Source organism: Bacillus sp. FJAT-25509, assembly GCF_001420605.1.
In the GTDB taxonomy this organism is placed as follows: Bacteria; Bacillota; Bacilli; order Bacillales; family Bacillaceae_G; genus Gottfriedia.
Window position 1 is genome coordinate 1 of the sequence record NZ_LJIZ01000038.1, and the last position, 25495, is coordinate 25495.

At 31.4% G+C, this 25495-nt stretch carries 23 protein-coding genes; 15 read left to right on the forward strand and 8 right to left on the reverse strand.

What is annotated here, in order from left to right; all coding sequences use genetic code 11:
* Positions 1-558: 558 nt before the first annotated feature.
* Together AN960_RS22025 and AN960_RS22030 are read left to right on the forward strand one after the other, a co-directional pair.
* The gene (locus tag AN960_RS22025) at positions 559-1377 is read left to right on the forward strand and encodes an SDR family oxidoreductase (protein ID WP_056476444.1); all 819 of its coding nucleotides are present in this window, start codon (positions 559-561) and stop codon (positions 1375-1377) included.
* Between the two features lie 709 nt (positions 1378-2086).
* Positions 2087-2950, forward strand: coding sequence for a TVP38/TMEM64 family protein (locus AN960_RS22030; protein WP_056476447.1), 864 nt, complete (start codon positions 2087-2089; stop codon positions 2948-2950).
* 85 nt (positions 2951-3035) lie between these two features.
* Here AN960_RS22030 and cls read toward each other — a convergent pair whose 3' ends face one another.
* Positions 3036-4499, reverse strand: a complete 1464-nt coding sequence (gene cls / locus AN960_RS22035; protein WP_056476450.1) for a cardiolipin synthase — start codon at positions 4497-4499, stop codon at positions 3036-3038.
* A gap of 274 nt (positions 4500-4773) precedes the next feature.
* Between cls and AN960_RS22040 the strand changes: the two genes are divergently transcribed.
* The 4 genes from AN960_RS22040 (at position 4774) to AN960_RS22055 (ending at position 7794) form a co-directional block, all read left to right on the forward strand.
* Positions 4774-5313, forward strand: a complete 540-nt coding sequence (locus AN960_RS22040) for a TVP38/TMEM64 family protein (RefSeq protein WP_056476453.1) — start codon at positions 4774-4776, stop codon at positions 5311-5313.
* Positions 5314-5431: 118 nt separating this feature from the next.
* Positions 5432-5989, forward strand: coding sequence for a class I SAM-dependent methyltransferase (locus AN960_RS22045; protein ID WP_056476456.1), 558 nt, complete (start codon positions 5432-5434; stop codon positions 5987-5989).
* 33 nt (positions 5990-6022) lie between these two features.
* Complete coding sequence (locus tag AN960_RS22050; protein ID WP_056476459.1) at positions 6023-6709, forward strand: response regulator transcription factor; 687 nt, start codon at positions 6023-6025, stop codon at positions 6707-6709.
* Positions 6706-7794: a HAMP domain-containing sensor histidine kinase gene (locus AN960_RS22055; RefSeq protein ID WP_056476462.1), complete on the forward strand. Its 1089-nt coding sequence runs from the start codon at positions 6706-6708 to the stop codon at positions 7792-7794. The genes AN960_RS22050 and AN960_RS22055 overlap by 4 nt, the downstream gene beginning before the upstream one ends.
* Before the next feature lie 106 nt (positions 7795-7900).
* Here AN960_RS22055 and AN960_RS22060 read toward each other — a convergent pair whose 3' ends face one another.
* The 4 genes from AN960_RS22060 to AN960_RS22075 form a co-directional block, all read right to left on the reverse strand.
* Positions 7901-8374 (reverse strand): NADPH-dependent F420 reductase, encoded by a 474-nt coding sequence (locus AN960_RS22060; RefSeq protein ID WP_056476465.1) that lies wholly within the window; start codon positions 8372-8374, stop codon positions 7901-7903.
* A 266-nt stretch (positions 8375-8640) separates the two neighbouring features.
* Positions 8641-9864 (reverse strand): cyanophycinase, encoded by a 1224-nt coding sequence (locus tag AN960_RS22065; protein ID WP_056476468.1) that lies wholly within the window; start codon positions 9862-9864, stop codon positions 8641-8643.
* 22 nt (positions 9865-9886) lie between these two features.
* Positions 9887-11059: a beta-aspartyl-peptidase gene (iadA, locus tag AN960_RS22070; protein WP_056476471.1), complete on the reverse strand. Its 1173-nt coding sequence runs from the start codon at positions 11057-11059 to the stop codon at positions 9887-9889.
* 25 nt (positions 11060-11084) lie between these two features.
* Positions 11085-12506, reverse strand: a complete 1422-nt coding sequence (locus tag AN960_RS22075; protein ID WP_056476473.1) for a YfcC family protein — start codon at positions 12504-12506, stop codon at positions 11085-11087.
* A gap of 261 nt (positions 12507-12767) precedes the next feature.
* On the opposite strand from AN960_RS22075, the gene AN960_RS22080 reads away from it, so the two are divergent.
* The 3 genes from AN960_RS22080 to AN960_RS22090 all read left to right on the forward strand — a co-directional run bounded on the left by AN960_RS22080 (position 12768) and on the right by AN960_RS22090 (position 18102).
* On the forward strand, positions 12768-14825 hold the full coding sequence (locus tag AN960_RS22080; protein WP_056476477.1) for a sigma-54 interaction domain-containing protein: 2058 nt from the start codon (positions 12768-12770) through the stop codon (positions 14823-14825).
* Positions 14826-15001: 176 nt separating this feature from the next.
* Positions 15002-17506: a cyanophycinase gene (locus tag AN960_RS22085; RefSeq protein ID WP_056476480.1), complete on the forward strand. Its 2505-nt coding sequence runs from the start codon at positions 15002-15004 to the stop codon at positions 17504-17506.
* Between the two features lie 170 nt (positions 17507-17676).
* Positions 17677-18102, forward strand: coding sequence for a TspO/MBR family protein (locus tag AN960_RS22090; RefSeq protein ID WP_056477333.1), 426 nt, complete (start codon positions 17677-17679; stop codon positions 18100-18102).
* A 193-nt stretch (positions 18103-18295) separates the two neighbouring features.
* Here the strand turns inward: AN960_RS22090 and splB are convergent, their stop codons facing one another.
* Together splB and AN960_RS22100 are read right to left on the reverse strand one after the other, a co-directional pair.
* A complete protein-coding gene (splB, locus tag AN960_RS22095) occupies positions 18296-19324 on the reverse strand; it encodes a spore photoproduct lyase (protein WP_056476483.1) in 1029 nt (342 codons plus the stop codon).
* A complete protein-coding gene (locus AN960_RS22100; RefSeq protein WP_056476485.1) occupies positions 19321-19584 on the reverse strand; it encodes a transcriptional regulator SplA domain-containing protein in 264 nt (87 codons plus the stop codon). The genes splB and AN960_RS22100 overlap by 4 nt, the downstream gene beginning before the upstream one ends.
* Before the next feature lie 537 nt (positions 19585-20121).
* On the opposite strand from AN960_RS22100, the gene AN960_RS22105 reads away from it, so the two are divergent.
* From AN960_RS22105 to AN960_RS22120, 4 genes are all read left to right on the forward strand, one after another.
* The gene (locus tag AN960_RS22105; RefSeq protein WP_056476488.1) at positions 20122-20574 is read left to right on the forward strand and encodes a MarR family winged helix-turn-helix transcriptional regulator; all 453 of its coding nucleotides are present in this window, start codon (positions 20122-20124) and stop codon (positions 20572-20574) included.
* Between the two features lie 26 nt (positions 20575-20600).
* Positions 20601-21239 (forward strand): nitroreductase family protein, encoded by a 639-nt coding sequence (locus AN960_RS22110; RefSeq protein WP_056476491.1) that lies wholly within the window; start codon positions 20601-20603, stop codon positions 21237-21239.
* A gap of 47 nt (positions 21240-21286) precedes the next feature.
* Entirely contained in the window at positions 21287-21580 is a 294-nt protein-coding gene (locus AN960_RS22115; protein ID WP_056476494.1) for a putative quinol monooxygenase, read from the forward strand.
* Between the two features lie 335 nt (positions 21581-21915).
* Positions 21916-22089: a hypothetical protein gene (locus AN960_RS22120; protein ID WP_056476497.1), complete on the forward strand. Its 174-nt coding sequence runs from the start codon at positions 21916-21918 to the stop codon at positions 22087-22089.
* Positions 22090-22330: 241 nt separating this feature from the next.
* On the opposite strand, the gene AN960_RS22125 is transcribed toward AN960_RS22120, so the two are convergent.
* Positions 22331-23605 carry an MFS transporter gene (locus tag AN960_RS22125; RefSeq protein WP_056476500.1) on the reverse strand — a complete coding sequence of 425 codons (1275 nt, stop codon included), beginning with the start codon at positions 23603-23605 and terminating at the stop codon, positions 22331-22333.
* A 267-nt stretch (positions 23606-23872) separates the two neighbouring features.
* On the opposite strand from AN960_RS22125, the gene AN960_RS22130 reads away from it, so the two are divergent.
* Together AN960_RS22130 and AN960_RS24675 are read left to right on the forward strand one after the other, a co-directional pair.
* Entirely contained in the window at positions 23873-25039 is a 1167-nt protein-coding gene (locus tag AN960_RS22130) for a sulfite reductase subunit alpha (protein ID WP_056476503.1), read from the forward strand.
* Positions 25040-25163: 124 nt separating this feature from the next.
* Positions 25164-25316 (forward strand): amidohydrolase family protein, encoded by a 153-nt coding sequence (locus AN960_RS24675; protein ID WP_156339755.1) that lies wholly within the window; start codon positions 25164-25166, stop codon positions 25314-25316.
* Positions 25317-25495 lie beyond the last annotated feature (179 nt).

Consider the following 25495-nt stretch of genomic DNA (forward strand, 5'->3'; position numbering starts at 1 on the left):
GTTCAGTAGTAAATTTAGTCATAAAAAATGCACCTCCAAATGTTAGTCGTGTCTAACATTTGGGGTGCACTTCATATCACGGGTGGTTATGTTTGGATACGTTGAACGATAAATTGAATGTTCACATTTATTTCTTAATAATTAACTTTTAAGTATATATAATTATGATAAACTATTAAAAAATATTAATAAAGATTTTTAATACGTAGTATTTAGAAGATATAACAAAATTGTGAACACTATAAGAATTGGGACTTGGAATGATTAAGGAAGTGCGCTTACGCGATATCTAACTCGAATGATCTATCAAACTAAAATTAGAATATGATATACAGACTAGTTCGAATAAAGTGATGAGATATAACCAAATTTTAGGCGTGATTGTGGATATAATAATCATTGAAGTTTATCAACGGAAAAAATGTTATTAGAGTTCTGGAGGAGTAGTAACAAAAGATGTTCAAGTAAATATGAATGAGGTTGTGCTATTGAAAGGGCTATTAAAGCAATTTACATATAATACTACGAAAAAGAAAGTAATAGAAAGAAGTGAACAATTTGATTCTAGTCACAGGTGCAAAAGGTACTGTAGGTAAAGAAGTTGTGAGAGAACTGGTAAAGCTACATGCTAATTTTAAAATATCCACAAGTAAAAAAAATACTAGTGATGTTTATTTAAACTTTGAAGATCCCAAATCTATTAGACCTGCTTTTCAAGGGATTACAAAGCTTTTTTTAATACGTCCTCCACATCTTGCTGATAAGAAATATTTTGAACCAGTTATTGAAATTGCAAAAGAAGTGGGGATTGAACAAATTGTATTTTTGTCTTTATTAGGTGCTGATAAAAATAAGGTAGTTCCGCATTCCAAGATAGAGGAATTAATCATCAACTCAGGGATCCCTTATACATTTTTACGACCAAGTTTTTTCATGCAGAATTTATTAAATCAACATGAAGAAGAACTGATAAAGGAAAATATTATATTTGTACCAGCGGGTAAAGGGAAAACGAGTTTTATCGATACAAGAGATATCGGTGTGGTGGCCGCAAAAGCACTAACCGAAAATGGTCATAGGTTCAAAGCTTATTCGTTAACTGGAAATGAAGCAATTAGTTATTTTGAAGTGGCTGAGATCTTATCAAAGCACCTACAAAAAGACATAACATATACAAATCCAAGTATTTTAACCTTTTGGAGAAAAATGAGAAAAAAAGGGTTAGCTCGCGATTTTATTATAGTTATGATCGGTATATACACAACCGCAAAATTAGGACTTGCAAAAAAAATAACAACAGATTTAGAGGATTTATTAGGGAGGGAATCAACTAGGTTTGAACAATTTGTTATAGACTATTCAGACTTGCTTAAATGATGAATTGTATTCAAACTAATACATAAATTTTTTAATTTGGTAGAATAATTTCAAAGTATTAAATCTACCGGTTCTATTAATACTAAATATAGAAATTTTGTTAAGTTGCTTGAAAGTTGGTAACTCTCAAATTTGCGATAACCTGATTTATTTTACATAGTTTAAAAATAAAATAGAAGTTTAGTGCACTTCGTCATATAGATGAAACCCGCAAATAGAAGAGCTTATTCTTATACCAAAGGAATAAGTTTTTTTGTATGAGTATTAAAGGTATCCATTACTGTAGAATATTCGAAAATAGAAAATTTGAAGTTCGTGAATTAGAGTCTGCTAGTTCTTTTTGTTCGAAACAAAACAGCTTAACTGAAGAACTCGATATTAGTGAAGATAAGTATTTATTCTAACGAAAAGGTAAGGAATATAAAGTTAATGATAAAGCATGGGAGAATATAAGAGACCAACTTGTGGTTAGTCGGTAAATGGAGGATTTACATATGGAATATTTATTTTTATAAAGAAAATAATAAAATTATCATTCACAACATTATGTTGTTTTTATGTCAAATATACAGGCTGCTTTCTTTTACTTACTTAGGTATATCTGGTCTTTATTTATTGAATAATATAACCATTAAACATTTCAATCTATTTAAAGAATAAAATACATCTTTGCTTGCGCAGAATAATAGTTTAGCCTAAGGAGAATTTAATGAGCACTATTTCTAGAATTAAGTATTCAAATTGGAGATATGTAAGATTATGTCTGCAATTGATTGTAAGTTTTATTCCAATTTTAATCTTAGTATGTTCTTTAAAAACTTTACTTTATGAATTTAGAATGGTTGGCATTTTTTTATCATTTATCATTGTGATATTTGCAATAACAGCATTTTTTAACAAGAGTGAAGAATTTCTAAAGTTAACTCGAATTCTAGTTTTTTATAACTTTGGCGTAGTAATTGTCATTTTTTTAATTTATTACATATCTAATATTATGGTTATAACTAATTATTATGGTTTTGAAGGACTGTTTAGAAAAAATATAAAAATTGCTAAGTTTATCTATTTTTTAATCTGTTTTTTCCACCCAATTGCTTTGCCGATTCCAGAAGCAGTCACTGTCTTAGCTGCAAGTACAGTGTTTGGTTCTTTTTATGGTTTTATTATTGATTTTGTAGGTATAGTTTTAGGGAATATTACTATGTTTTTTTTAGCAAGATATGGAGGATTAAAGGTAGTTAATCGATTTATTAAAACAAAGCACCTTACAAAATATAATGAAATGGTTAAAAAAAATGAAACGCTATTTATTACAATTTTGTTGATTGTTCCTGTTTTGCCAGATGAAATTGTCAGTGTTGGAGCAGGAATTACTAATGTTTCCACTAAAAAATATATAATAATCGTATGTATTTCTAAATTAATAACATCTTCACTACTCGCTTACTCAATAAAATTAACTAAGATATTATCTTTATCAACAAACCAAATAATAATATTAATTTCAATTGTAGTCCTAGTATTCTTTTTTCTTACTACATTTATAAAAAAGAAAAAACTTAAAAAGATTTAAACTTAAAAAAGGAGCCTAAAGCTCCTTAATTAATTCCTATATTAAATTCTCTTGTAAATATATAATGCACTTATCTTTAGCCAGATTACAATAAAGGTGAAAATAAGCGAGTTAGTGACTCAATTAACTTTTTAAATAAACTACGTTCTATAAATTGCTTACGATCTAATTGAGTAGAAACAGAAAAATCATTTAAAAAGGATTGGTTCACTTGAACAACAACATCTGATTCATATAAAAACGAAGTTAACTCATAATTTAAATGCAAACTTCTTACATCTAAATTAGCAGTACCAACTGAAGCGATTTCATTATCGATTAAAATAACCTTTGAGTGAAGGAAATTCTTTTGATATGTATAAATTTTCACGCCACTTTCTAATAGGGGAGCGAAATATGACTTAGATGCTGAATCACTCAAAATACTATCGCTTTTTCCTGGATAAATTATTCGTACATCTAATCCAGACATTGCTTTAAGTTTTAAAATCGTGAAAATTTCTTGGTCTGGAACGAAATAAGGAGTGGCAATCCAGATACTGTTTTCAGCGATTGTAAGCAGAGTATGAAAAGCATTCCTCATGGTTGGTTCCTTCGTGTCGGGTCCACTTCCAAAAATTTGAACAGCACCTTTTACCTTATTACTTTCATCTTGAAGAAATTGATCATAACTTTTTGTATGATTATAATTTAATCTGTTAATTTGAATTTTTTCACAAGAATGATCAGATGTAGAATAATGCCAGTCTTGCAAAAATATGTTTTGAAGCTCCTCAACGGCACTTCCTTCTATGAATAAATGGGTATCCCTCCAAAATCCAATTTTTGATCTACCTAAATATTCATCACCTACATTTAGACCTCCAGTGAAACCTTTAATCCCATCTATCACAACAATTTTTCTATGGTTTCGATAATTTATTGTACCCATTGACCAAGGAGAAATCGGATCAAATATTGATACTTTAACACCAGCAGTCCTCAATTTTTTTAACAATTTCTTCTTTAAACTTTTACTTCCTAAACCATCAACTAATAAGCGAACTACAACACCTTCATTCACTTTCATCCTTAAGATGTCAAGTAATTCGCTACCGATTGTATCTGCTCGAAAGATATAGTACTGAATATAGATATAGTTTTTTGCATCTAGGAGAGCTTCTTTGAGTTTTGAAAACATTTCATCACCATTAATTAATAATGAAGCACTTGAATTGCTGTTGATGGAAACCCCTGTAAACTTTTCAATGATGGTACTCAATTTTTGCGATTTTATTGAGAGAGTATTACCTTTAATATCATTCTTTTCACTCAAAACTTGAGGTGTTATAAACTTTGAATGAAGGATTAATTTTTTTCGCCGCCTCTTTAACCGACCAAATAGAACGTATAATAAAACGCCGAAAGTAGGTGCTACGGAGAATAATAATAACCAGGAAATCGTACTTTGAGGATTCCGATTTTCTAAAAATAAATTACATGAAATTCCAATTACACTTATGATGATCATCCAATGCATTGTTTGATAGAGTTCTTGTGACTGACTCATTAAAAGTTCCCAAAAAATCAGTAAGAATAAAGCGATTAAAGTTTTAGTGATATTTGTGCTAATTATAAAACACCTACAATCTACTTATTACTTTGTAGTACTTATATTAATTTTTCCATTCTTAAATTTGATATACATAATCAAAACACGCAAAAAAATTTAAAAGTTCTTTAGGATTTCTTAAGAATTACTAATAAAAACGTGGAGGGAAATTTAATAAGTTTAGACGAAAATATGAATGCTTAATTATTAAACTATGAAATGAGGAAAGAAAGTGAAATATCGTGTAATCACTTTATTAGCTAGTTGGAGTATTCTTTTAGTTTGTATGTATGCATTCGGGATAATACCATTTTCTAAGAATGAATTAATTCAATTTATAACAGATCGACAGGACTATGCTCTTTTATTATACTTTGTTATTTTTTCATTAAGATTTGTATTAATGATACCAAGTTCTTTGTTTTTACTGACTGGGATTTTTCTTTTTAATCCGTGGATTGTCTTATTATTTTCACTGGGATCTATGTTTATTACTGAAAGTATCATTTTCATCATTGGTAAAAAAATAAATAAATCACTATGGTATAAAAACTTCCTAAACAAACATCCAAAAATAGGACAAAGAATAAAGAAAAATCAATATTGGATGCTCTTTATTCTAGGTGCAGTTCCAACATGCCCAACTGATGCTGCCTGTCTAATTTCATCTGCATCGGGAATGAGGTATAGACCATACATTATGATCGTTTTGTTAAGTAACACTTTTTATGCTTTATGGTATGTATTATTGGGAACATATGTCCACTTATAATCATTAAGTTTGAATTTAGGCCTCTTTAAAATTCTTAAGAAATTTAGTGACTTTTTCTTCAGATATTTATTTTATTATGATTTCAGCATAATAAGTTAAATATTTGGAGGTTAAAATTATGAAAAAGTTTTTATTTCTATTTCAATATATATTAAGACCTAGAACTGTTGGCGCATTAATGCCAAGTTCATCGTTTTTGGCTGAAAAAATGTTAGATGATATTAATTTTAAGACAGCTAAAACAATTATTGAATACGGTCCAGGTACAGGAGTTTTTACTGAAAAATTACTTGAGCTTAAATTGCCAACTACAAAAATTATTTTAGTAGAAAAAAATCATGAGTTTTATAACCATTTAATTAGAAAGTTTGGAGATAATCATAATGTAACGATTATTAATGATAGTGCAGAAAGTATTATGAAGTATTTAGAAGAGTTTGGAATAGACAATGTCGATTATGTCATTTCTGGTCTGCCATTTACTAGTTTACCCTTAAACGTATCAAAAACTATTTTATTTAACACCAAAAAGATACTCGCAGATCAAGGTAGATTTGTTACATTCCAATATACTCAAAGAAAAATGAAATTTATTAATACCTACTTTGAAAATATAGATATTAAAAGAGAATATAGAAATTTCCCACCAGCATATGTATTAAGTTGCAATAATTAGATATGAGTACTGTTTAGAAAGGAGTAGGGAAACTTGATAAGTAAAATATTAGTTGTAGATGATGATGAAAAAATAAAAAAATTAATTTCAATTTATCTTGAAAATGAAGGGTTTTCGACTACTTTAGCAGAAGATGCAGAGGAAGCTCTTGAACTTTTAAAAGATGAAGATTTTGATTTAATTATATTAGATATTATGCTCCCAAAAATAAATGGAATAGAAGCCTGCATAATGATTCGAGAGGAAAGGACACTACCGATCATTATGCTTTCGGCAAAATCTGAAGATCTAGACAAAATACAAGGATTAAGCTCAGGTGCAGATGATTATTTAACTAAACCATTTAATCCACTTGAGTTGATCGCTAGAGTAAAATCTCAGCTAAGAAGATATAAAAAATATAACAATATACAAAAGAATGATGAAGTAGTATTAGTATTTGGTGACTTGCAAGTAAATACAGAGACAAGGCAAGTTTGGATACGAAAGAACGAAAAAAGACTAACACCAAAAGAGTTTGATATATTAGAATTACTAGTCCGAAATAAAGGAATCGTACTAAGTGTTAGTAAGATTTATGAAGCAATTTGGAAAGAAGACTTTTTAAAATCAGATAATACCGTAATGGTCCATATAACAAATATTAGAGAAAAAATTGAAGATGATCCTAAACATCCTATTTATATTAAAACAGTTTGGGGAATTGGATACAAAGTATGAAGAATTTAATTCATAACTGGCAAAGAATTAGTATTCAGTTATTAGTAGCAATCACAATTAGTTTCGGTGTTTCTTTAATTGTTACGATTTTTATTTCACAAATTTTTATAGGACCTTATTTTGTTTCTCATCAAAATAAGGTAAGTCCATTACAATATAATCTCATTATTATTCCAACTTTTGTAATTATCATATTAAGTTTCATTGTTAGTTTTCTGTTACTAATTAGAAAAAAGATTCTTTATTTAAAAGAAATTTCAAGTACTGTTCAAATAATTTCGCAAGGTAAACTTGGAGCTGTGATTGAGGTAAAAGGGCGAGACGAATTGACACAGTTGAGTATGAATATTAATACAATGTCGAAGGAGTTAGAGCGGAAATTTAAAAATGAACGTCAAATTGAAAATATCAAAAATGAATTGATAACTAGTGTTTCGCATGATCTAAGAACACCACTAACCTCAATATTAGGGTATAGTAATTTGTTGAAGAATAGAGAATACAAGAATGAAAATGAATTAGTCGAATACTTGAATACAATCTATACAAAATCGAATGATTTAAAGAATTTAATCAATGAACTTTTTGAATTTACGAGGTTATCTAGTCCAGATATTATCCTATCAAAACAAAAGGTTGATTTTAGTCAGTTGATTGAACAAATAATAGGTGAGAATATACCTATTTTTCAAAAAGAAGGATTAAAAATTAAAAAGGAGTCGATTGCGGAAGATATAGAAATTAATATTGATGTCGAAAAAATGGTTAGAGTTTTTGATAACCTATTTATGAATGCAATGAAATATAGTGTTAAACCTTCAACTATAAAAGTAAATCTAACTCAAAGATCTAATGAAGTATTACTTTCGATATCGAATCATGGAATAAATGTAAACCCAGAAAGTCTTGAACGGTTTTTTGAAAAATTTTATCGTGAAGATTCATCAAGAAAGAGTGAAGGTAGTGCTGGATTAGGACTTGCTATATCTAAACGAATAGTTGAACTACATAAAGGAAGTATTTGGGTCGAACTTAAAGATGATTGGATAACTTTTTTTGTGAAGTTAAATAAAAAAGTGTTATAACTTTTAAGAAGTGATTCCAAGTTCCATCCTATTACGTTTTTACATAGTAAAATGAGTCGTTTTTAATAAAAACGACTCATTGTTTCATACAAAATGCTAATTTAAATTAACGCATCCATTTTATTCCAGTATTTGGATTCATCCCCTGTACTCTAACCACTTCAATCCAAATCATAGCAAAAGGATCTAAATATCTTGAGAAATAAAGTTTACCAACTATTAATGGATCAAAACCAATTTCTTCAATGAGTTGTGACACTTTTAAATTAGCATCTTCGTGATCCCATGCAATAAGCATCGTTATCTTTTTTTCATTTACCGTTGGGTCAATCATTTTTTCTAGTCCAACCGTATTTAATTTTTTAACGATTTTTGCTGTTGGTATTATTTTTTGTATTTCTTCGGCATTTGAAGTAGTAGTACCTCTTGTTAACTTTAAACCTTCACCAATGGGGTTAGTTAAATCAATTACTATTTTCCCATCTATTTCTATGATGTTTTTAACGGCACTTTCTACAGCATTACCTGGAACAGCAAGAACGATTAGATCATTATTAATTGCAATATCTTTCGTTTCCACATAACTAAACGGAGGATTACAGTTTGATTACTTTTCTAAATTTACTCCAAATGTAATTTCATGATTGTACTTTATCAATCTATTTGAAATAACATTCCTGATTTGACCATTCGAATAGTATAACCTGTATAGAGATGCAGATCGAAAATAAGTTTTTTCCTTAATTGAAGAGAAGTCCGAACAATTAATTCATTTCAGTTGGAAATGCTTAGATGATTAAAAAAGAAGATTTACGTTGCGTAAATCTTCTTTTTGTTACTTTAAAGTTAGTAACTTACATTCAGTACAACATTACTAACTGTATATTTACTATTGCTATAGTATCCTTTTGTGTTTGCGTCTTTAATAAACTTTAATGTAAATTTAGGGCCTGATTCGTAACTATCACCATATAAATAAGAAACATTTGTATCGACCAATCTTGTAATTGTCGTAGTTGTTTCATACGCTGCAAAGATATCCGAAGAATCTCGAATCGTCGAATAGTATGGTGTTGTAATTAATGATTTAGATGATGTGATTGATTTCGTGCTTGTATTATAAGTATCACCAGATGTTAAATAACTTACTTTTACATTATTTGCCGTAAACGATGAAGCTGTTCCGTAAGTTGCATTTGTTGAGTCTACTATGTAAACACCGTGTTCACCATACACTTTTCCAGTAGTACCGTTCAAATAAAGTGCTGTGTTTTCGTCAATTCCAAAGCCTACTTTTTGACCTAAGTCTCTTTCAGCTAAAAGAATACGACCTATGCGACCTCTTGCATCGAAATGTGTATCAATTGCAGCATTTACAAAACCGAAACCTGTTGTATATCCACCATTATCTGGATATTGAGAATCAGCTAGTGAGATGTCACTGATTTTCTTAGACAATAAACGATTGTAATATAAGTATCCGTAACTTACACCTTCACCGTAAGTTTTCGGACTTTGGACAGCAGTCCCAGCACTTGTACCAGAAATAATAGCTCCAGCTGCTGCTCTTTGTTGGATTGCTGCAAAAAGTGGGGTAGGCGTTCCATCGTCTTTTAATAAACTTCTTACGTGACGAGACTGATCTCCACCGTTAAAGAATATAACGTCTGCTGAGTTAATTAGATCAATATTACTTTGCTTATAAGCTTCTATTGTATAGTTATCAACTGCCACAGGGATAAATACAGGTTTAAAACCATAACTAGTAAACAAATTTTTATATGATAAGTGACCTGTTATATCATTTGTGTATGCGTCTAACGCAGTTGCGTAGTCAGCAGCTGCACTACATACAATTGCAACTACTGGATTGCTTTTGCCAGTAGCGGCTTTTAGCGCATTGTAAATTTCGGCATTACTATCATCAATTGCACCACCCATTAAAAAGATTTTAGGTACAGCTGCAGCTTCAACACTTTTTTCAGCTCGTAAGAAAGAAGATCCAAAAACTAACGAAAATACTAAAACGAATGACAATACGATTGAAATCTTAAACTTGTTCATCTTCATTATTAATACCTCCTGAAATTTGTTATTCAAAAGTGCCTTTTACAATCGGAATACCTTCTTCAACCATTTTTTTCCCAAGTGCAAATACTGTTTCAATTTCTAAAGTATCTTGATTTAACATGACAATATCAGCATCGTTGCCAGGTTTTAAGTTACCTTTGTATGATAGTTTTAGCACGTGTGCAGGGTTTGAAGTAATGACTTGTAATGCTACTTCTAATGGAATTCCTTCATCAATTACTCCATCTCTTACTTCTTGATATAAAGATGTAATTTTTCCTATTTGAAGTCCTAAATAGTCTCCATTCGTATCAAAAAAGGGAAGACTTGCCTGACCATCAGATGAAAAAGTTATGTTCTCAATCTGAACTCCTTCTTCAAGCATAACTCGTAATCCCTTGCTACACTTTACTTCGCCTTCTTCTAAAAACTGAGGAATTGTGCTTGTAGTAAAATCTACAAATCCACCTTTAAGTGCATAATCAATACCGGCTTTAAACAATTCTTCATTCCGATTAATATGAGTCGGGTGAAACTGACGAATTGGAATATTCGTCTGTTCAACTAGTTGATGTAGAAGTGAAAGTTGATCTTTGCCATCACCGACATGAATTTCTAAGATGCCAGCCTTTCCAGATAAAATTCCTCCATTACGTGCAGCAGATGCGATTTTTGCAAGTTCTTCAATAGTTGGTTCTGAGGAACGATGGTCTGCAATAGCAATTTCACCAACACCAATAATCTTATCAATTAGAATAATATCACTTTGAATTGATTCTGTTAGTGTCTTTACAGGGATTTGATAAGAACCAGTGTGAATATAACAAGTAATCCCTTCTTCTTCTAAACCACGTGCTTTTGCAAGCAAATTCTCCATTGTTCTTGTTGTACCGTCTGTACCTAATACACCAACTACTGTCGTAACACCAGCAGAAGTAACATTAGTAAGCATTAGTTCTGGAGTGCGTGTTTTATATCCGCCTTCACCACCACCTCCAATGATATGTACATGTGAATCAATAAAACCTGGTACAACTAAAGAGTTGGAGGCATCTATGACATCGCAAGAAGGAAGGTCAGGTGGAATGGTGATATGATCGGCTATCATTTCAATTTTTCCTCCTGCTATAAGTAGATCTTTTCTGCCAATAGAGTGTGGTGTGTATACTTGACCGTTTTTTATTAAGGTTAACAACTTTTTTCTCCTCCTATTTCCTTTATTAAAAAGGACCGTAGTTCATTATGTGTGCGATTACAACAGCGATTAAACCAATTAAATATTGAATGAATACTAATGGGAAAATCCATTTGGCCCATTTTGTCCAAGGTATACCTGCTATTGCTAATCCTGCCATTAAAGTTCCGGCAGTTGGGAAAATAATATTACCGATTCCATCAGCAAAAGAGAATGATAGAACAGCAGTTTGTCGTGTAATTCCTAGTAGATCAGCAAGCGGAGCCATAATTGGCATTGTTAACATGGCATGACCGCTACCAGAAGCTAAAATAAAGTGAATTGCTGCTTGGAAATTATACATTCCAATTACACTTAAAGAAGCAGGGATATGTTTAATGACTTCAGATACTCCGTGGAGCATTGGATCAACAATATGTCCTTGATTTAAAACAACTAGAATTGCACGGGAAACACCTATAATAAGAGCACCACTAATTAAAGAAGCAGATCCTTGTGTAAATGATTTAACTACGTCATCGATTGATAATCTACCAATTATTCCAATTGCAATCGTTAAGATGATAAACAGAGAAGCAATTTCAGCAATATACCATTGATATTTAATAACTCCAAAAGCTAAAACAATATAGTTGATAAGAAACGCAAATAATATCCATTTATGTCTAGAAGATAATTTAGCTTTAGAAGATAATAGATCATTGGTTTGTTCAATTGAATATTTTCCATAGAATCCTATGTTAGGATTTTTCTTTACTTTCATGGCATATCGATAAATAAAAATAACAGATATTAGATAGACAATTACAAACAACACAAGTCGAAATCCCATACCAGAAAATGTAGGAAGTTCTGCGATTCCTTGAGCTATACCAACTGTAAACGGATTCATAATCGCTGTTGTAAAACCTGCTGACGCTCCAACTAATACGATTGCAGTACCCGTCATTGTGTCAAATCCTAAAGCAAGTGCTAACGGAATCAGAAGTGGAATATAAGCTAAAGTTTCTTCAGCCATTCCCATTAAGGAACCTCCAATTGCAAAGAAAAGCATCATAATAGGAATTAATAACTTTTCTCGAGTAGCAAGTTTTCTAGCCATTGTTGAGATTAACACTTCAATAGTGCCAGTAGCACTTAATACACCGAAAAATCCACCAATTATTAGAACAAAGAAAATGATATTACCTGCTTCTACCATGCCCGAATGAATTGCTTTCACCATATCGAAGAGCCCAACTGGTGTAGCAGCGATTGATTTAAATGAATTCGGATCTATTGATGAATGTCCGCCAACGTCGATATGGGCATATTCACCTGTAGGTAATAGATAAGTAAGAATTGTCGTGATTAATAGAATTACTAAGAGTAATGCAAAGACATTAATTTTACGTTCTTTCATAACTTTTGTCTTAGGTGTCATTTTATTAGCGTGAATTTGTGACATAGGTCCATCTCCTTTTAATGAAAGTAGCTAATTAATAATAATAGAATTTGATAAATAAGACGCTTTCGTGCATTCCCTCCCATATTTTGTATTCTCAAAATCTATTAAAATGGCTATAACATTCTATTAGCAAGGAGTGTGCCAATTTTTAATGTCTTATTTTTAAGGAAATTTGATAGATTCTTTAGTTTAATTGGTTCTTTTTGGTTTATTTGGTGTTATAATAAACCCAATTTTATCAAATAGGGTGGGAAATTAAAGGTGAAAAATTCATTAACATTGATAACAGGCAGTTCAAAAACAAGACAAGCTTTGTCTAATCAACTAGTTCAATTGCTAGAAGAATACATAACGATTAACTCTTATGCAATTGACGAGGGAGAACTTAAAGAATTTAAGGATGAAATTATACTTTTTTCGTCAGCTGAAGCAAAAGTTGAAACTGAAAAATTTGCGCAGATAAGTGCTAAAAAAATCATAGTTGGGAAAAGAACACTTAATCATGAAAATGTAGACAAATTATTGAGAATTGAGGAGGGGACAAAAGTTCTTGTAGTTAATGATGATTTTCATTCGACAGTCGAACTTATTCAGTCCTTGTACCAATTAGGGATTAATCATTTGGAGTATTTTCCATTTAAAAGTGATCAATTCTATTACCCAGATATTAATCTAGCGGTGTCACCAGGGGAAACTCATTTAAGTCCGTCATATATAAAACGTGTATTGGATATAGGCGTAAGACTTATTGATATCTCTACAATTTTACAAATTATAGAATATTTTCAATTTAACGATAATATAGCTACATTAATTTCAGAAAAGTATTTACGTAATATTATTGAATTACATAGAGAACTTTTAAATGCAGAGCAAAGTGCAAAGAAAGTAAATAGACATATTCAAAGTGTTGTGAATGCAGTTGATGATGGAATATTAGCTATTGATGGATATAAAAGAATAACTGTGTTAAACGAACGAATAATCGACCTGTTTAAATTATCAAATATTAGTTATGAAGGTAGTTATCTAGAAGATATTATTAAGCAACAAAATATTAGAGAATTTATTTTAAATGGAACGGAAGAATCTAAATTTTTTTCGATTGGTAATATTGATATAGTAATCTATCGAACGATTAGTCATGAAGATGACAGAATCGTTGTTACTTTTAAAAGTGTTAATCAAGCTTTTGAAATAGAAAAAACAGCGCAGCGAGAGTTTAGAAAGCAAGGCTTTTATGCAAGATATGACTTTGCGGATATTATTGGTGAGGATTACACAATTTTAGAATGTAAACGTATAGCAACAAAACTTGCAAAAGCAGAGCATCCTATTTTAATTCAAGGTGAGACGGGTACAGGTAAAGAACTTTTTGCACACGCAATCCATAAACAATCAAATAGGAAAAACGGCCCTTTTTTAGCCATTAATTGTAGTGCTTTTACTGAAAGTTTACTAGAAAGTGAACTATTTGGTTATGAAGATGGTACGTTTACTGGGGCAAAAAAAGGTGGGAAAAAAGGTCTTTTTGAAATTGCAGATGGAGGAACGATTTTCTTAGATGAAATAGGTGACATCAGTTTAAATGTTCAATCACATTTACTTCGTGTTCTTCAAGAACAAGAAATTCGTAGAATAGGTGGCAGAAAAATAATTCCTATTAATGTTCGCATCATTGCTGCAACTAACAAAGATATCCATCATAAAATCTCAGACGGCTCATTCCGTTCCGATTTGTATTATAGATTAAATGTCTTAAATCTCATCATTCCACCGTTACGCTTAAGAAGAACAGACATACCCTTGCTTGTTCAACACTTTATCTCTAAAAGTGGAAAAGGGGTTTCGATTGAGGAAGAAGCTTTAAAGGAATTAATGGGTTTAAATTGGTTTGGGAATATTAGGGAATTGAAATCAGTAATCGATTATATGCTTACTGTTTGTGAGGGAAATACGATTTCTCAAAATGACTTTCCTCATTATAACTATACAGTGAACAGTGAACACCCAAAAAGTGATCAAAATCAATTTGAACTTCCTACAAGTGTTCTTGAAATTGAAGAATCTGTTACAATTCTTGAAACAATAAAGAAATGTAATGATTTAGGTAAAGCAGCAAGTAGAGACCTTATTTCTAGCTCGAGTGAGGAAAAAGGTAGATACTTATCTCCACAGCAAATTAGACTTCGATTAGAAATTATGGGGAATAAAGGCTTGATAACAAAAGGGAGAGGAAGAGCAGGTACGAAGATTACTACTAATGGAATTGAATACTTGCATTTTCTAAAAGCTAACATACAAAATAAACTTCTTTAAGATTTCTAAATAGTTCATATCCTATTTGGTTAGAATTGGTTGTAATCATTCACCAAAAACTAGTTTTTAAATGGAATAAATAGTATTGAAACCTTGATTAGTCAATCTACTTATTTTTGGTATAAAACTTGCTTATATTCAGAAGTAAGCTAAAAAATAAGTAAAGGGGTTACGAAATGAGAAAAAAATTTATTGCATTTTTAATTAGCTTTATTTTAACGTTTTCAGTTTCAGGGTTATCGTATGTAAGGGCTCAAAGTTCACAAGAAGATATTCAAGGAAACCTTGTCATTGTTGGCGGGGGGTTAGGTTCTTCGAATAAAGGAGTGTATGAAAGATTTATTGAATTAGCCGGATCTAAAAAGGCGAAAATTGGCATTATTCCTGCTGCTAGCGGTAAATTAAAATCTTCTTTAGATTTTAAACAAGATTTAATAAATTATGGTGTAAGTCCAGAATCAGTAGAGATTTTACCTTTATCAAATCATGATTTTTCTGATACAGATGAAAATGAGTCTAATTGGAAAAATCAAGCTAATAGTTTAGAAATTGCAAAGCAAATAAGAGGGCTGACTGCTATTTGGTTCGTAGGTGGAGACCAACAACGTATTGTTGATACACTACGTAGGGAAGGTAAAGATTCAATAGTCTTAAAAGAAATTTGGGATATCTATCGAAATGGTGCAGTTATTGGTGGGACAAGCGCTGGAGCTGCAATAATGAGCAACACGATGATTACAGGTGGAGATAGCCTTGGTGCATTAAAAGGATATTATGAAAAAAATCAAAACCAAGGGGTAGGTAAAGAGTATGAACCTCTGTCAGTTGAAAAAGGACTAGGTTTCTTTCAAAATGGTATAGTTGATCAGCATATGGATGAAAGAGCTCGTTATGCTAGATTAGCAATTACAGCAATCCAGTATGAAAATAATGGGAATCTTGCTTATGGAATTGACGAAGACACTGCAATGGTTGTTAGCAACAAAGAAAAAACCATAGAAGTAATAGGTCGCAGTGGTGTATCTGTTATTGATGTAAATGAAGCAAAAAGAAATGGAAATTTAGAAAATATTAAAATTAACTACTTAGCTCAAGGTGACAAGATCCATTTTGATACTAATTCGATTGATTTTTCAAAAAATAAATATGAAACAAAAGGATATGAGTATTACTCTTTTAAAACATTACCAAATACAGGGCTTTTAACACCTTATGGAAAGTTAAAAGATTATTTAGCCTACTCGCTTGTTGATAACGAATCGTCACAGGAAGTAAAATCATATTTATATGGTAAAGAAGGCAGAGGGTACGAAATCGTTTTCCGAAAATCAAAGGATACAAATGGTTACTGGAATTATACTGATGGACAAAAAGATGATTATTCGATTCAAAATGTAACAATGGATATTTATCCTAAAAAATTAGTATTTAACGAACAAGATTCGGCAATTGACTATAAGAAGTCAGATTTTACTGTATCCAATTATACTAGAGAAGAACCTATAAAAGGGAATTTAGTCATTGTCGGTGGAGCGTTGGGAAGCAGTAATAGTGCAGTTTATAATAAATTGATTGAACTTGCAGGAGGACCTGAAAATGCAAAAGTAGGAATCATCCCTGCGGCGAGTACTAAACTGACTTCTTCGAATGATTTTACAAAAGATTTAATTAATTACGGAGTTAAAAAAGATTCTATTGAGATTCTACCAATATCTAGTCATGATTTTAAAGGTACTCCAGAAGACGAGAAGCAATGGATTAACAATATGAACGATGACCAGTTAGTTAAAAAAATTAGTAAATTAAATTGTATTTGGTTTGTTGGTGGGGACCAGACATTAATTACTTCATCATTATTAAACGAAAATGGTTCAAATTCAAAAGTTTTAGATGCCATCTGGAAGATTTATGAAAATGGTGCTGTTATAGGTGGAACAAGTGCAGGAGCAGCTATTATGAGCAATACGATGATCGCTGGCGGTGACAGTTATGGTGCTTTAAGATATGGATTTACAAAGTCATATAATGATATGGAACAACAGGAAGGTGGACCAGTCTACTTAGAAAAAGGATTGAATTTCTTTCAAGATGGAATTGTCGATCAGCATTTTGATAAGAAAGCTAGGTTAGGACGTTTAATTGTTACAGCAAATGAAAAAGGAAAGAAAAATCAATTGGCATTTGGGGTTGATGAAGACACGGCTATGATTGTTAATAACAAAAAACATCAAGTCGATGTAGTTGGTCGTGGAGGATTAACTGTGATTGATTTATCGAAAGTCAAAACAAGTAAAAATATGCCAAATAAGTATAAAAATGTGATTGTTTCAGTTGTTTCACCTGGAGATCATGTTAATTTATTAACGAATGAGGTAAGCGTAAGTAACTTAAAGTCATCAACAAAAGGATTTGAATATTATGATTCAAAAGTAGCCCCTTATACAGGAGTTTTTTCTCCGCATGGGTTGTTAAAAAATTTCTTAGCATATAATTTAGTTGATAATGATCAAACAAAAGAAGTACATAGCTATAGTTTTAATGATGCTAAAGGATTTGAACTAACATTTAGAAAAACAGCTGAAACGAATGGCTACTGGACTTACAAGGATGGTCAAAAAGATGATTATAGTGTGGTAAATGTTTCGTTAGATATTAAACCGATAAATGTAGTCATACGATAAGAAATAATGAACGTATAAATTGAAAATAATATTGTAGTGCCTAAAAAAGAGTATTTAATAAAGTACTCTTTTTTTCATACTAAAAAATAAAATTAAACATATAAATTGGTATAGTACAAGTATAGGGAGGTACGAATGTGAGTTCAATTCTTACGTTTATTTTCGCGTTAATGTTATTTTCATTGTCTGGGATCTTATTTCCAATAGATATTAAATGGTATAGCAAGTTGAAAAAACCTGTATGGACTCCACCTAGTAAATTATTTGGAATCGTATGGGGAGTGCTCTATGTATTAATTGCACTTTCACTCGCTATAGTAGAGTGCAAAGTTGGTCTAAAAAATACTTCAGTTCCTTATTTGCTTATCTGGATCATAAATTATATAAGTAACCAGGCATTTAGTTATTTTCAATTTAAATTAAAGAGACTTGATTTAGCAGCATTAGATTGTTTAATTGTAGCAGTTACAGCGGTTTTATTAGTTATTTTAACGATACCCTATTCGATGTTAGCCGCTGTATTATTAATTCCTTATGCTATATGGACTATATTTGCAACCTATTTATCATTTACTCTGTATTATTTAAATAAATAACCAATTTATCAAATAATTAATTTATATAAAAAAAACAAAACGTAAGAATGTTGATTTAACAGCATTCTTGCGTTTTTAATTTAATGTTTTTTTAATTAAAACAGTGCTTAATAAGATAGCACCTTAAACATACTGAATCAAAAAGAATGTCATAATCCTCAAATATTCAAAGCTAAAGTGAAAAATATAACTTTCATGTAAAATATTCCAATTTTGCATTCGGGAAAAATTTTTCCAAATAGCTATAAAGTTTAGATTTTAATTCTTCTTCTTCTTCTTTTTGATAGATGTATTTTCCAATGCCATATTTACCCCACTTGTACCGTCTTTTTTCTTCATCTAATTCTAATTTTGTCATAGGGTAGTTTTTTTCAATAACTTTTTTTGCTGGCTTTGTAAAACGATGTTGAATAAACTCAAAAGTTAAATCTTTTTTGGCCTCCTGAGGCAGTTCCGCTTCCAACCTTTCAAACATATGAAGATATCCTTCCTCCCATCCTTCGTGCAGATAAATTGGTGCTACTATAAAACCAAGCGGATAACCAGCTCTTGCTACTTTTCCTGCTGCCTCAATTCTTTTTTCCAATGGTGAAGTTCCTGGTTCAAAGTTCTTGATCACATAATCAGCGTTAACGCTAAATCGAAATCGAGTTTTCCCATTATGTTTTGCATCGAGTAAGTGATCCACATGATGAAATTTCGTAACAAATCTCAATTTTCCATACTCAGATTCACCAAAATGTTCTATCGCCCTTTTTAATGTATGTGTCAAATGATCAATTCCAACAATATCGGATGTACAAGATGCTTCAAACCTTGTCATTGAAGGGGCACGCTCCATCATGTATTTGTCAGCAGTTTCCAAAATTTCATCCACGTTTACATATGTACGAATATACGGCTTGCTCCCCATAGTAGTTTGTAAATAGCAATAATGACAATGTCCCATGCAGCCTGTTGCAAAAGGAATGGCATATTCTGCTGATGGTTTTGAAGTATCAAATTTAAGTGTTTTTCTAACCCCGACAACAAGTGTTGACTTGGCTACCCTGTATCTTTGAAGATCGTTGTCGCCTGGGAGATTTCTTACTTGGTTATGAGAAGTGGTATGGCGAATTTCGACCCCCATCTTTTCAAACTTTGTCTGTAGTTCTCTTCCTAATGGATAATCTAACGCACTTGGTTCGAAATATACTAGCTTTGGTGTAAAAGGTTTATTCATTCAAATTTCTCCTCTGTAGCTTCTCCAAAATAGTAATTATATGCTTGGTTAGCCTCTTCTTCAGTAGAATAAACTGCCATCTCATTTGAGAGAGGGTAATAAGTTTCATATAAAAATAAGGCTAATTCATTGGAGTTTTCTGGATTGTTTACAACTGCTGCAGCTTGAATATTTGCCACATTCTGTGTATGGGGGTTTCGGTAAAAAACATAGACAATATCACCAGGTTGATAAGTCGGATTATCGTTGTAAAGTTCCATTTCATCACCTTTCTTCCTGTAATTAAATATTTAATATTTACTAGGTTTTATGTTTTCCATAGTTAGTAAATTTATGTTTATATGATTATGAAAGTTTTTAAAGACTTAAACAACTATAGCTTACTTATTACATGAAAAATTCCAGATTACATGTTCAATCGCTAAACGCAATTTTCAACATTATTGCATAACTGTAGTCATATTTTTAATATATTGAACAAAATTGTCAGTAACTAGATGAAATCTTCCATTTTTGGAAAATATATACATTAGTTATCCTTTTTAAGTAAAAAAGTCCCATCATTTTTTGACATGAAACCTCTGCTAAGGGACAGATGCAAAGTGTCTAATTCCAAAAAAGAAATGTAATTGAATCATCTGAAATTTTTAAAAACATAAATTTTGATTTTGTACTTGATTCATGTAGGACTAAGGTGTATATTAATTGACATATCAATAGTTGACCCATCAATTATTGATAGGTCAAAAATTAGTAACCATTAATAAAATTTCATCAAATCTTTTTGGAGGTAGCGCGTGCCTAATACAAAAGAAACAAAAGTACTATCACTATTAAAAGAATTAAAAGTTCAAATTGAAACAACATTTGAAAAATGTATGGGTATTAGTCAGTCACGATTAGAAATTTTGAATCAATTGTTTGAGTACGGTGAAATTAGTCAATCTCAGCTTCAAAAAAATTTAAAGATTGATAGTGCTGCAATTACTAGACATTTAAAACAACTTGAGTTAAATGGAAAGATCACTAGAAGAAAGTGTAAGACTGATAACAGAATAACCTTAGTTAGATTAACACAAATGGGACAAGATCAAATGTCTAGTTTATGGAAGGAAAAAGTAGAGTTTGTAGAGAACATGCTTATTGGATTTTCAGAAGAAGAAATTGACTTAACACTTGAATATTTAAACCGTATACAAATAAATATGAACCAAATTAATTCAAATCGCGATAATCTAAATAATACTTAAAAATTAGTAAAGAGGAGAATACAACAATGACTACGACAACATTAACTAATAATTTTAATGAAATTCTAAAAGGAAGACGCTCAATCCGCAAATATGATTCAAATGTTAAAATCCCAGTGGAGGAAATGCATGAAATAATAGAAACGGCAACTTTAGCTCCTTCTTCAGTAAACATGCAACCGTGGAGATTCTTAGTAATTGAAAGTGATGAAGCAAAAGCTACATTAGCTCCATTAGCCCGATTCAATCAATCACAAGTTGAAACTTCTTCTGCGATGATTGCACTATTTGGGGACTTAAATAATTTTGACTATGCTGAAGAAATATATGGTCGTGCAGTTGAATTAGGTTATATGCCAAAAGATGTAAAAGAGAAACAACTAGAAACACTTAGTGGTTTCTTTGCAAACAGTACTGCAGAGCAAATGAAAGATACTGTTTTAATTGATGGTGGATTGGTAGCAATGCAATTTATGCTAACGGCTCGTGCTTATGGTTATGACACTTGTCCAATTGGTGGCTTCGAAAAAGACAAAATTGCAGAAGCATTCGGTATGGATAAAGACAGATATGTTCCTGTTATGTTGATTTCAATAGGTAAAGCTGTGGATGCAGGATATCAATCTGTACGTTTACCAGTTGAACGTGTAGCAGAGTGGAAATAAAAAATAAAAAATAATATAAAAAAAATAATGAAAAGAAGGTAAATATAATGATTATTATTCATGCGAAAATGACAATTGATTCAGCAAAAGAAACGATGTTTTTAGAGGAAATGACTTCGCTTTTAGAATTATCAAGAGCAGAAGAAGGTAATATTTCATACGATTTGACAAAACAAACGGATAGGGTAAATGAATACATCATGGTCGAAACTTGGCAAGATTTAAATGCTGTAGCCACACATAATACAAGTGCTCATTTTACAGCGTTTGCTGAAAAAGCCAAAGATTACCTTACAGCGCCTATTCAAATAAATCTTTATGAAGCAAATAAAATAAAGTAATTTATTAAAAATGGAATAGTGTTTAGAAAATATACCTACCTTGACAATAAAATCATGTTTGAAACATTTAAAAATTATTCTATAAGAGCCAGTAATGAATTAGGTTCATACTGTAAATTAAACCTATCTTAATCCTTGTGGTAAGATAGGTTTTTTTCTTCTCAAAATTAAAACTTTTTAAGATTCTTCATTAGTGACTTCAATTTCATAAGATTACCTAGTTGGACTTAGATTCATGTTGCTTTTTGAATACTTACATACATAGAATTATTATAGCCGATACTAAAATTATGGTGTAAATTACATCATAAACTTCGATGTGGAGGTAAACTTATATGAATATTCGTGAAGGTTTAATCCCAACAGTTTTAGGTTCTGCTGTAACTGCTACTGGTTATGCATTAAAACAAAAAAGAGGAACGAATAAAATGATCGCCAATACAGTTTTTGGTTTTGGTTTAGCCCATATTGTATTAGGTGCCATTGACTTAGTTGAACATCGAAGATAGATTGAAAGAAGAGAGTGTCATACAAACACTCTCTTTTTTAATCTTTATTTAACAGCATGTTCAACTAGCCCAGTGTTTTAGTTTAATAAGGAAGAAAGCTTCGCTAACGTGGATTTTTTTCTTGAATTTTGAATTTTTTTATTGAATATGAAAATGAAAAAACTATTACTATTTTCCTTTGAAACTTCAAAGAGTTAAAAATAAAGAGGGTGCCCTTTTTAGGACATCCTCCTATCTCTTTTTAGTAATTTGTAGTTTTAGCTACTTCTGTATTTTGGGGTTCAGAAACACGAGTTAAAAAGAAAATACCAATTACAAATAGAATAATTAGACTAAATACCCCCATATTAGAACGTCCTGTGATTTGAGCTGTCAGGCCGACTATTAATGGTCCCATAATCGATGCGAATTTACCGAAAATATTATAGAAGCCAAAAAACTCATTTGATTTTTCTTTAGGTACAAGTTTTGCGTAATATGAACGACTTAAAGCTTGAATTCCACCTTGAGACGTGGCAACAAGCATGGCTAAAATCCAAAAGTCTAAAGTAGAATTTAAAAAGTAAGCATATATACAAACAAACATATAAATAATGATTCCAACATAAAGCATCATTTTACCGGAAAACTTATCTGCAAGCTTTCCATAAATAATTGCAAATGGAGCAGCAACAACCTGTGTGACAAACAAAATAATTAATAGATTTGTTGAACTGATTCCAAGGTCAGTTCCATATGCTGTCGACATGGTAATAATCGTTCCAACGCCATCGATATAAAAGAAATATGCTATTAAAAATATAAATAAGGCACGATATTGTCGGATATTTTTAAATGTTTTTCCTAGCCTCTTAAAGCTATTAAATACAGGATTTTGTTCAGGTTCAATAAAATAATTTTGACGAACGTTTCGTAACAAAGGAATTGCAAAAATGCCCCACCAGACTGCAGTAATGAGAAAGGCAATTTGACTTGCTAAAGTTGTTGAAATTGAAAGGATCTCTTTCTGAGCTAATACAATTATAGCAATACTAATGATAAATGGAATTGTACTACCTATATATCCTAAACCAAAGCCTCGAGCGGATATCTTATTCATACGAACTTCTGAAGTTACATCTACTAAAAAAGCGTCATAAAATACATTAGCACCAGCAAAGCCAATAGCTGTAATCGTATAACATATCAATAGTAAAAGCCAGTTATCATTAGGAATAAAAGTAAGTACTGCAGTAAAAGAAACACCGAGAGTAAAAAAGAAAGTAAAGAGCTTCTTTTTAAATCCTTTATAGTCGGCGATTGTTCCAAGAATTGGACCTAACATAGCTAAGATGAATGTAGAAATAGCAATCGTATAACCTAAATAAGCAGTAGAATCAGAAGCACTTATTCCAGCTTTTGAAGCGGAAGCTTTATAAAAAAGAGGGAATACGGCAGTGCTAATAATAATAGAATAAGCTGAATTGGCCCAATCATAGAAAATCCAACTATTTTCTTGCTTCGTAAAACTCTTCATGAGTTTTTTCCTCCCAATGATTAGTAACTGCTATTTTTATAATAGGTTATAGATTAGATACTACTAATATTTTATTTCTCCTCTACAGTTTTCAGTATATTATCTAAAAATTCCCTATATAAGCAGAGGAAAAGAGGAGAACTCTTAAAATTTCGGGGGTTGGCTAAAGAAAAGCGCGAAAAAGGTAAAAAAGTCGTAGATGTTAATACATTATTTCCCACTTCTATGTTATCTTAGTTATATAACAATTCTTGGAGGTTACGAGTAATGAAATCTACTTTAAATGATACTACAAATGAGCAGCTCCCATATTCAAGGACCAATCCATTTCAAGCGAAGGTTCTTAAAAATATTAATTTAAATGGAACAGACTCAAATAAGGAAACAAGGCATATTGAATTATCATTGAAAGGATCAGGATTTACTTATGTCCCAGGTGCTGCACTTGGCGTGGTTCCTTCAAATGATCCAGAGCTAGTTGCTGCTCTTATAAATGAAATGAAATGGGATGAAGAAGCAGTTGTTACTGTTGGTAAGCAGGGTGAAACACTATCTTTAAAAGAAGCGCTTACATCCTACTTTGAAATTACACTAATAACGAAGAAGATATTACAACAGGCAGCTGCATTTACAGAAAACGAAGAGCTAAAAAACCTTGTGTTGGTTGAAAATGCAACTCAACTTAAGGAATATTGCTATGGGCGAGATTTACTTGATATGTTACGTGATTTTGGTCCATGGAGTGCTTCTGCTCAAGAGATTGTTTCATTATTAAGAAAAATGACTCCTCGTCTATATTCAATCGCAAGTAGTATTGCTGCAAATCCAGATGAAGTTCATCTAACAATCGGTGCTGTACGCTACACTGCGCATGGGCGCGATCGAAAAGGTGTTTGTTCTGTTTTATGTTCAGAACGTATTAAAGAAGGAGATACTCTTCCAGTCTATGTTCAAGCAAATAAACACTTCTATCTGCCAGATTCTCAAGACGTAGATATTATTATGGTTGGACCTGGTACGGGTATTGCACCATTCCGTTCGTTTATCCAGGAACGAGCAGTCAATAAAGTCGCTGGCCGTTCATGGTTATTTTTTGGAGATCAGCATGAAGCGTCAGATTTCCTTTATAAAAGCGAGTTAGAAAAATATCAACAAGATGGGGTATTAACAAAAATTGATACTGCATTCTCTCGTGATACAGATCAAAAAGTTTATGTACAGCATAAAATGCTTGAAAATAGCAAAGAAATGTTTGAATGGATCGAAAAAGGAGCTTATTTCTACGTTTGTGGCGATAAGGAATATATGGCTAAAGACGTCAACGAAGCGCTTATTACGATTCTTGAAAAAGAAGGTGCGATGGATCGCGAGGCAGCTGAAGCACATCTTAAAGATATGCAGAAGCAAGGGCGTTATCAACGTGATGTGTATTAATATAAAAAGAGATTAAGAATACATGTATTTTGTAACAAAAAGTAACCCTTCGTTCCGGTTGGTACGAAGGGTTACTTTTTTTGTTGTCATTAAGGTCAATATTTTTCTCTAACGTCTACATTGAATGAGAGATGCAGTAATTAATGAAGGGATTTCATTAGAAATCGCATTACAAGTAATTACTTCAAATCCTGCACAAGTGCTAAAACTATCACAAAAAGATAACTTAAAACCTGGGTGCGACGCTGATATTGTTTTATTAAATCAAGAAACTTAGAATTTGAAACAGTATATGCACTTGGAAGATATTGCTTTCCAAAGTTGATGGGGTAATTTTATGTCTAATTCAATTGTCGCACTGAATTAGTTGAATAAGATTATATTTATTAACCAAAAATTTTTTTGATTAACGAAAATGATAATACCGAATATTTTGGAAGAGCTAAGAAACCAAAC

What these genes read in the sequence shown, in the direction of transcription:
- AN960_RS22100 (WP_056476485.1), bottom strand. Translation starts at nt 19,584, where the DNA reads ATGGAACTTTACAACGATAATCCGACTTATCAACCTGGTGATATTGTC.
- AN960_RS22045 (WP_056476456.1), top strand. Translation starts at nt 5,432, where the DNA reads ATGAAAAAGTTTTTATTTCTATTTCAATATATATTAAGACCTAGAACT.
- AN960_RS22115 (WP_056476494.1), top strand. Translation starts at nt 21,287, where the DNA reads ATGATTATTATTCATGCGAAAATGACAATTGATTCAGCAAAAGAAACG.
- cls (WP_056476450.1), bottom strand. Translation starts at nt 4,499, where the DNA reads ATGAGTCAGTCACAAGAACTCTATCAAACAATGCATTGGATGATCATC.
- AN960_RS22125 (WP_056476500.1), bottom strand. Translation starts at nt 23,605, where the DNA reads ATGAAGAGTTTTACGAAGCAAGAAAATAGTTGGATTTTCTATGATTGG.
- AN960_RS22085 (WP_056476480.1), top strand. Translation starts at nt 15,002, where the DNA reads ATGAGAAAAAAATTTATTGCATTTTTAATTAGCTTTATTTTAACGTTT.
- AN960_RS22120 (WP_056476497.1), top strand. Translation starts at nt 21,916, where the DNA reads ATGAATATTCGTGAAGGTTTAATCCCAACAGTTTTAGGTTCTGCTGTA.
- AN960_RS22075 (WP_056476473.1), bottom strand. Translation starts at nt 12,506, where the DNA reads ATGTCACAAATTCACGCTAATAAAATGACACCTAAGACAAAAGTTATG.
- AN960_RS22065 (WP_056476468.1), bottom strand. Translation starts at nt 9,864, where the DNA reads ATGAAGATGAACAAGTTTAAGATTTCAATCGTATTGTCATTCGTTTTA.
- AN960_RS22030 (WP_056476447.1), top strand. Translation starts at nt 2,087, where the DNA reads ATGAGCACTATTTCTAGAATTAAGTATTCAAATTGGAGATATGTAAGA.
- AN960_RS22130 (WP_056476503.1), top strand. Translation starts at nt 23,873, where the DNA reads ATGAAATCTACTTTAAATGATACTACAAATGAGCAGCTCCCATATTCA.
- AN960_RS22110 (WP_056476491.1), top strand. Translation starts at nt 20,601, where the DNA reads ATGACTACGACAACATTAACTAATAATTTTAATGAAATTCTAAAAGGA.
- AN960_RS22090 (WP_056477333.1), top strand. Translation starts at nt 17,677, where the DNA reads ATGTTATTTTCATTGTCTGGGATCTTATTTCCAATAGATATTAAATGG.
- AN960_RS22055 (WP_056476462.1), top strand. Translation starts at nt 6,706, where the DNA reads ATGAAGAATTTAATTCATAACTGGCAAAGAATTAGTATTCAGTTATTA.
- AN960_RS24675 (WP_156339755.1), top strand. Translation starts at nt 25,164, where the DNA reads ATGAGAGATGCAGTAATTAATGAAGGGATTTCATTAGAAATCGCATTA.
- splB (WP_056476483.1), bottom strand. Translation starts at nt 19,324, where the DNA reads ATGAATAAACCTTTTACACCAAAGCTAGTATATTTCGAACCAAGTGCG.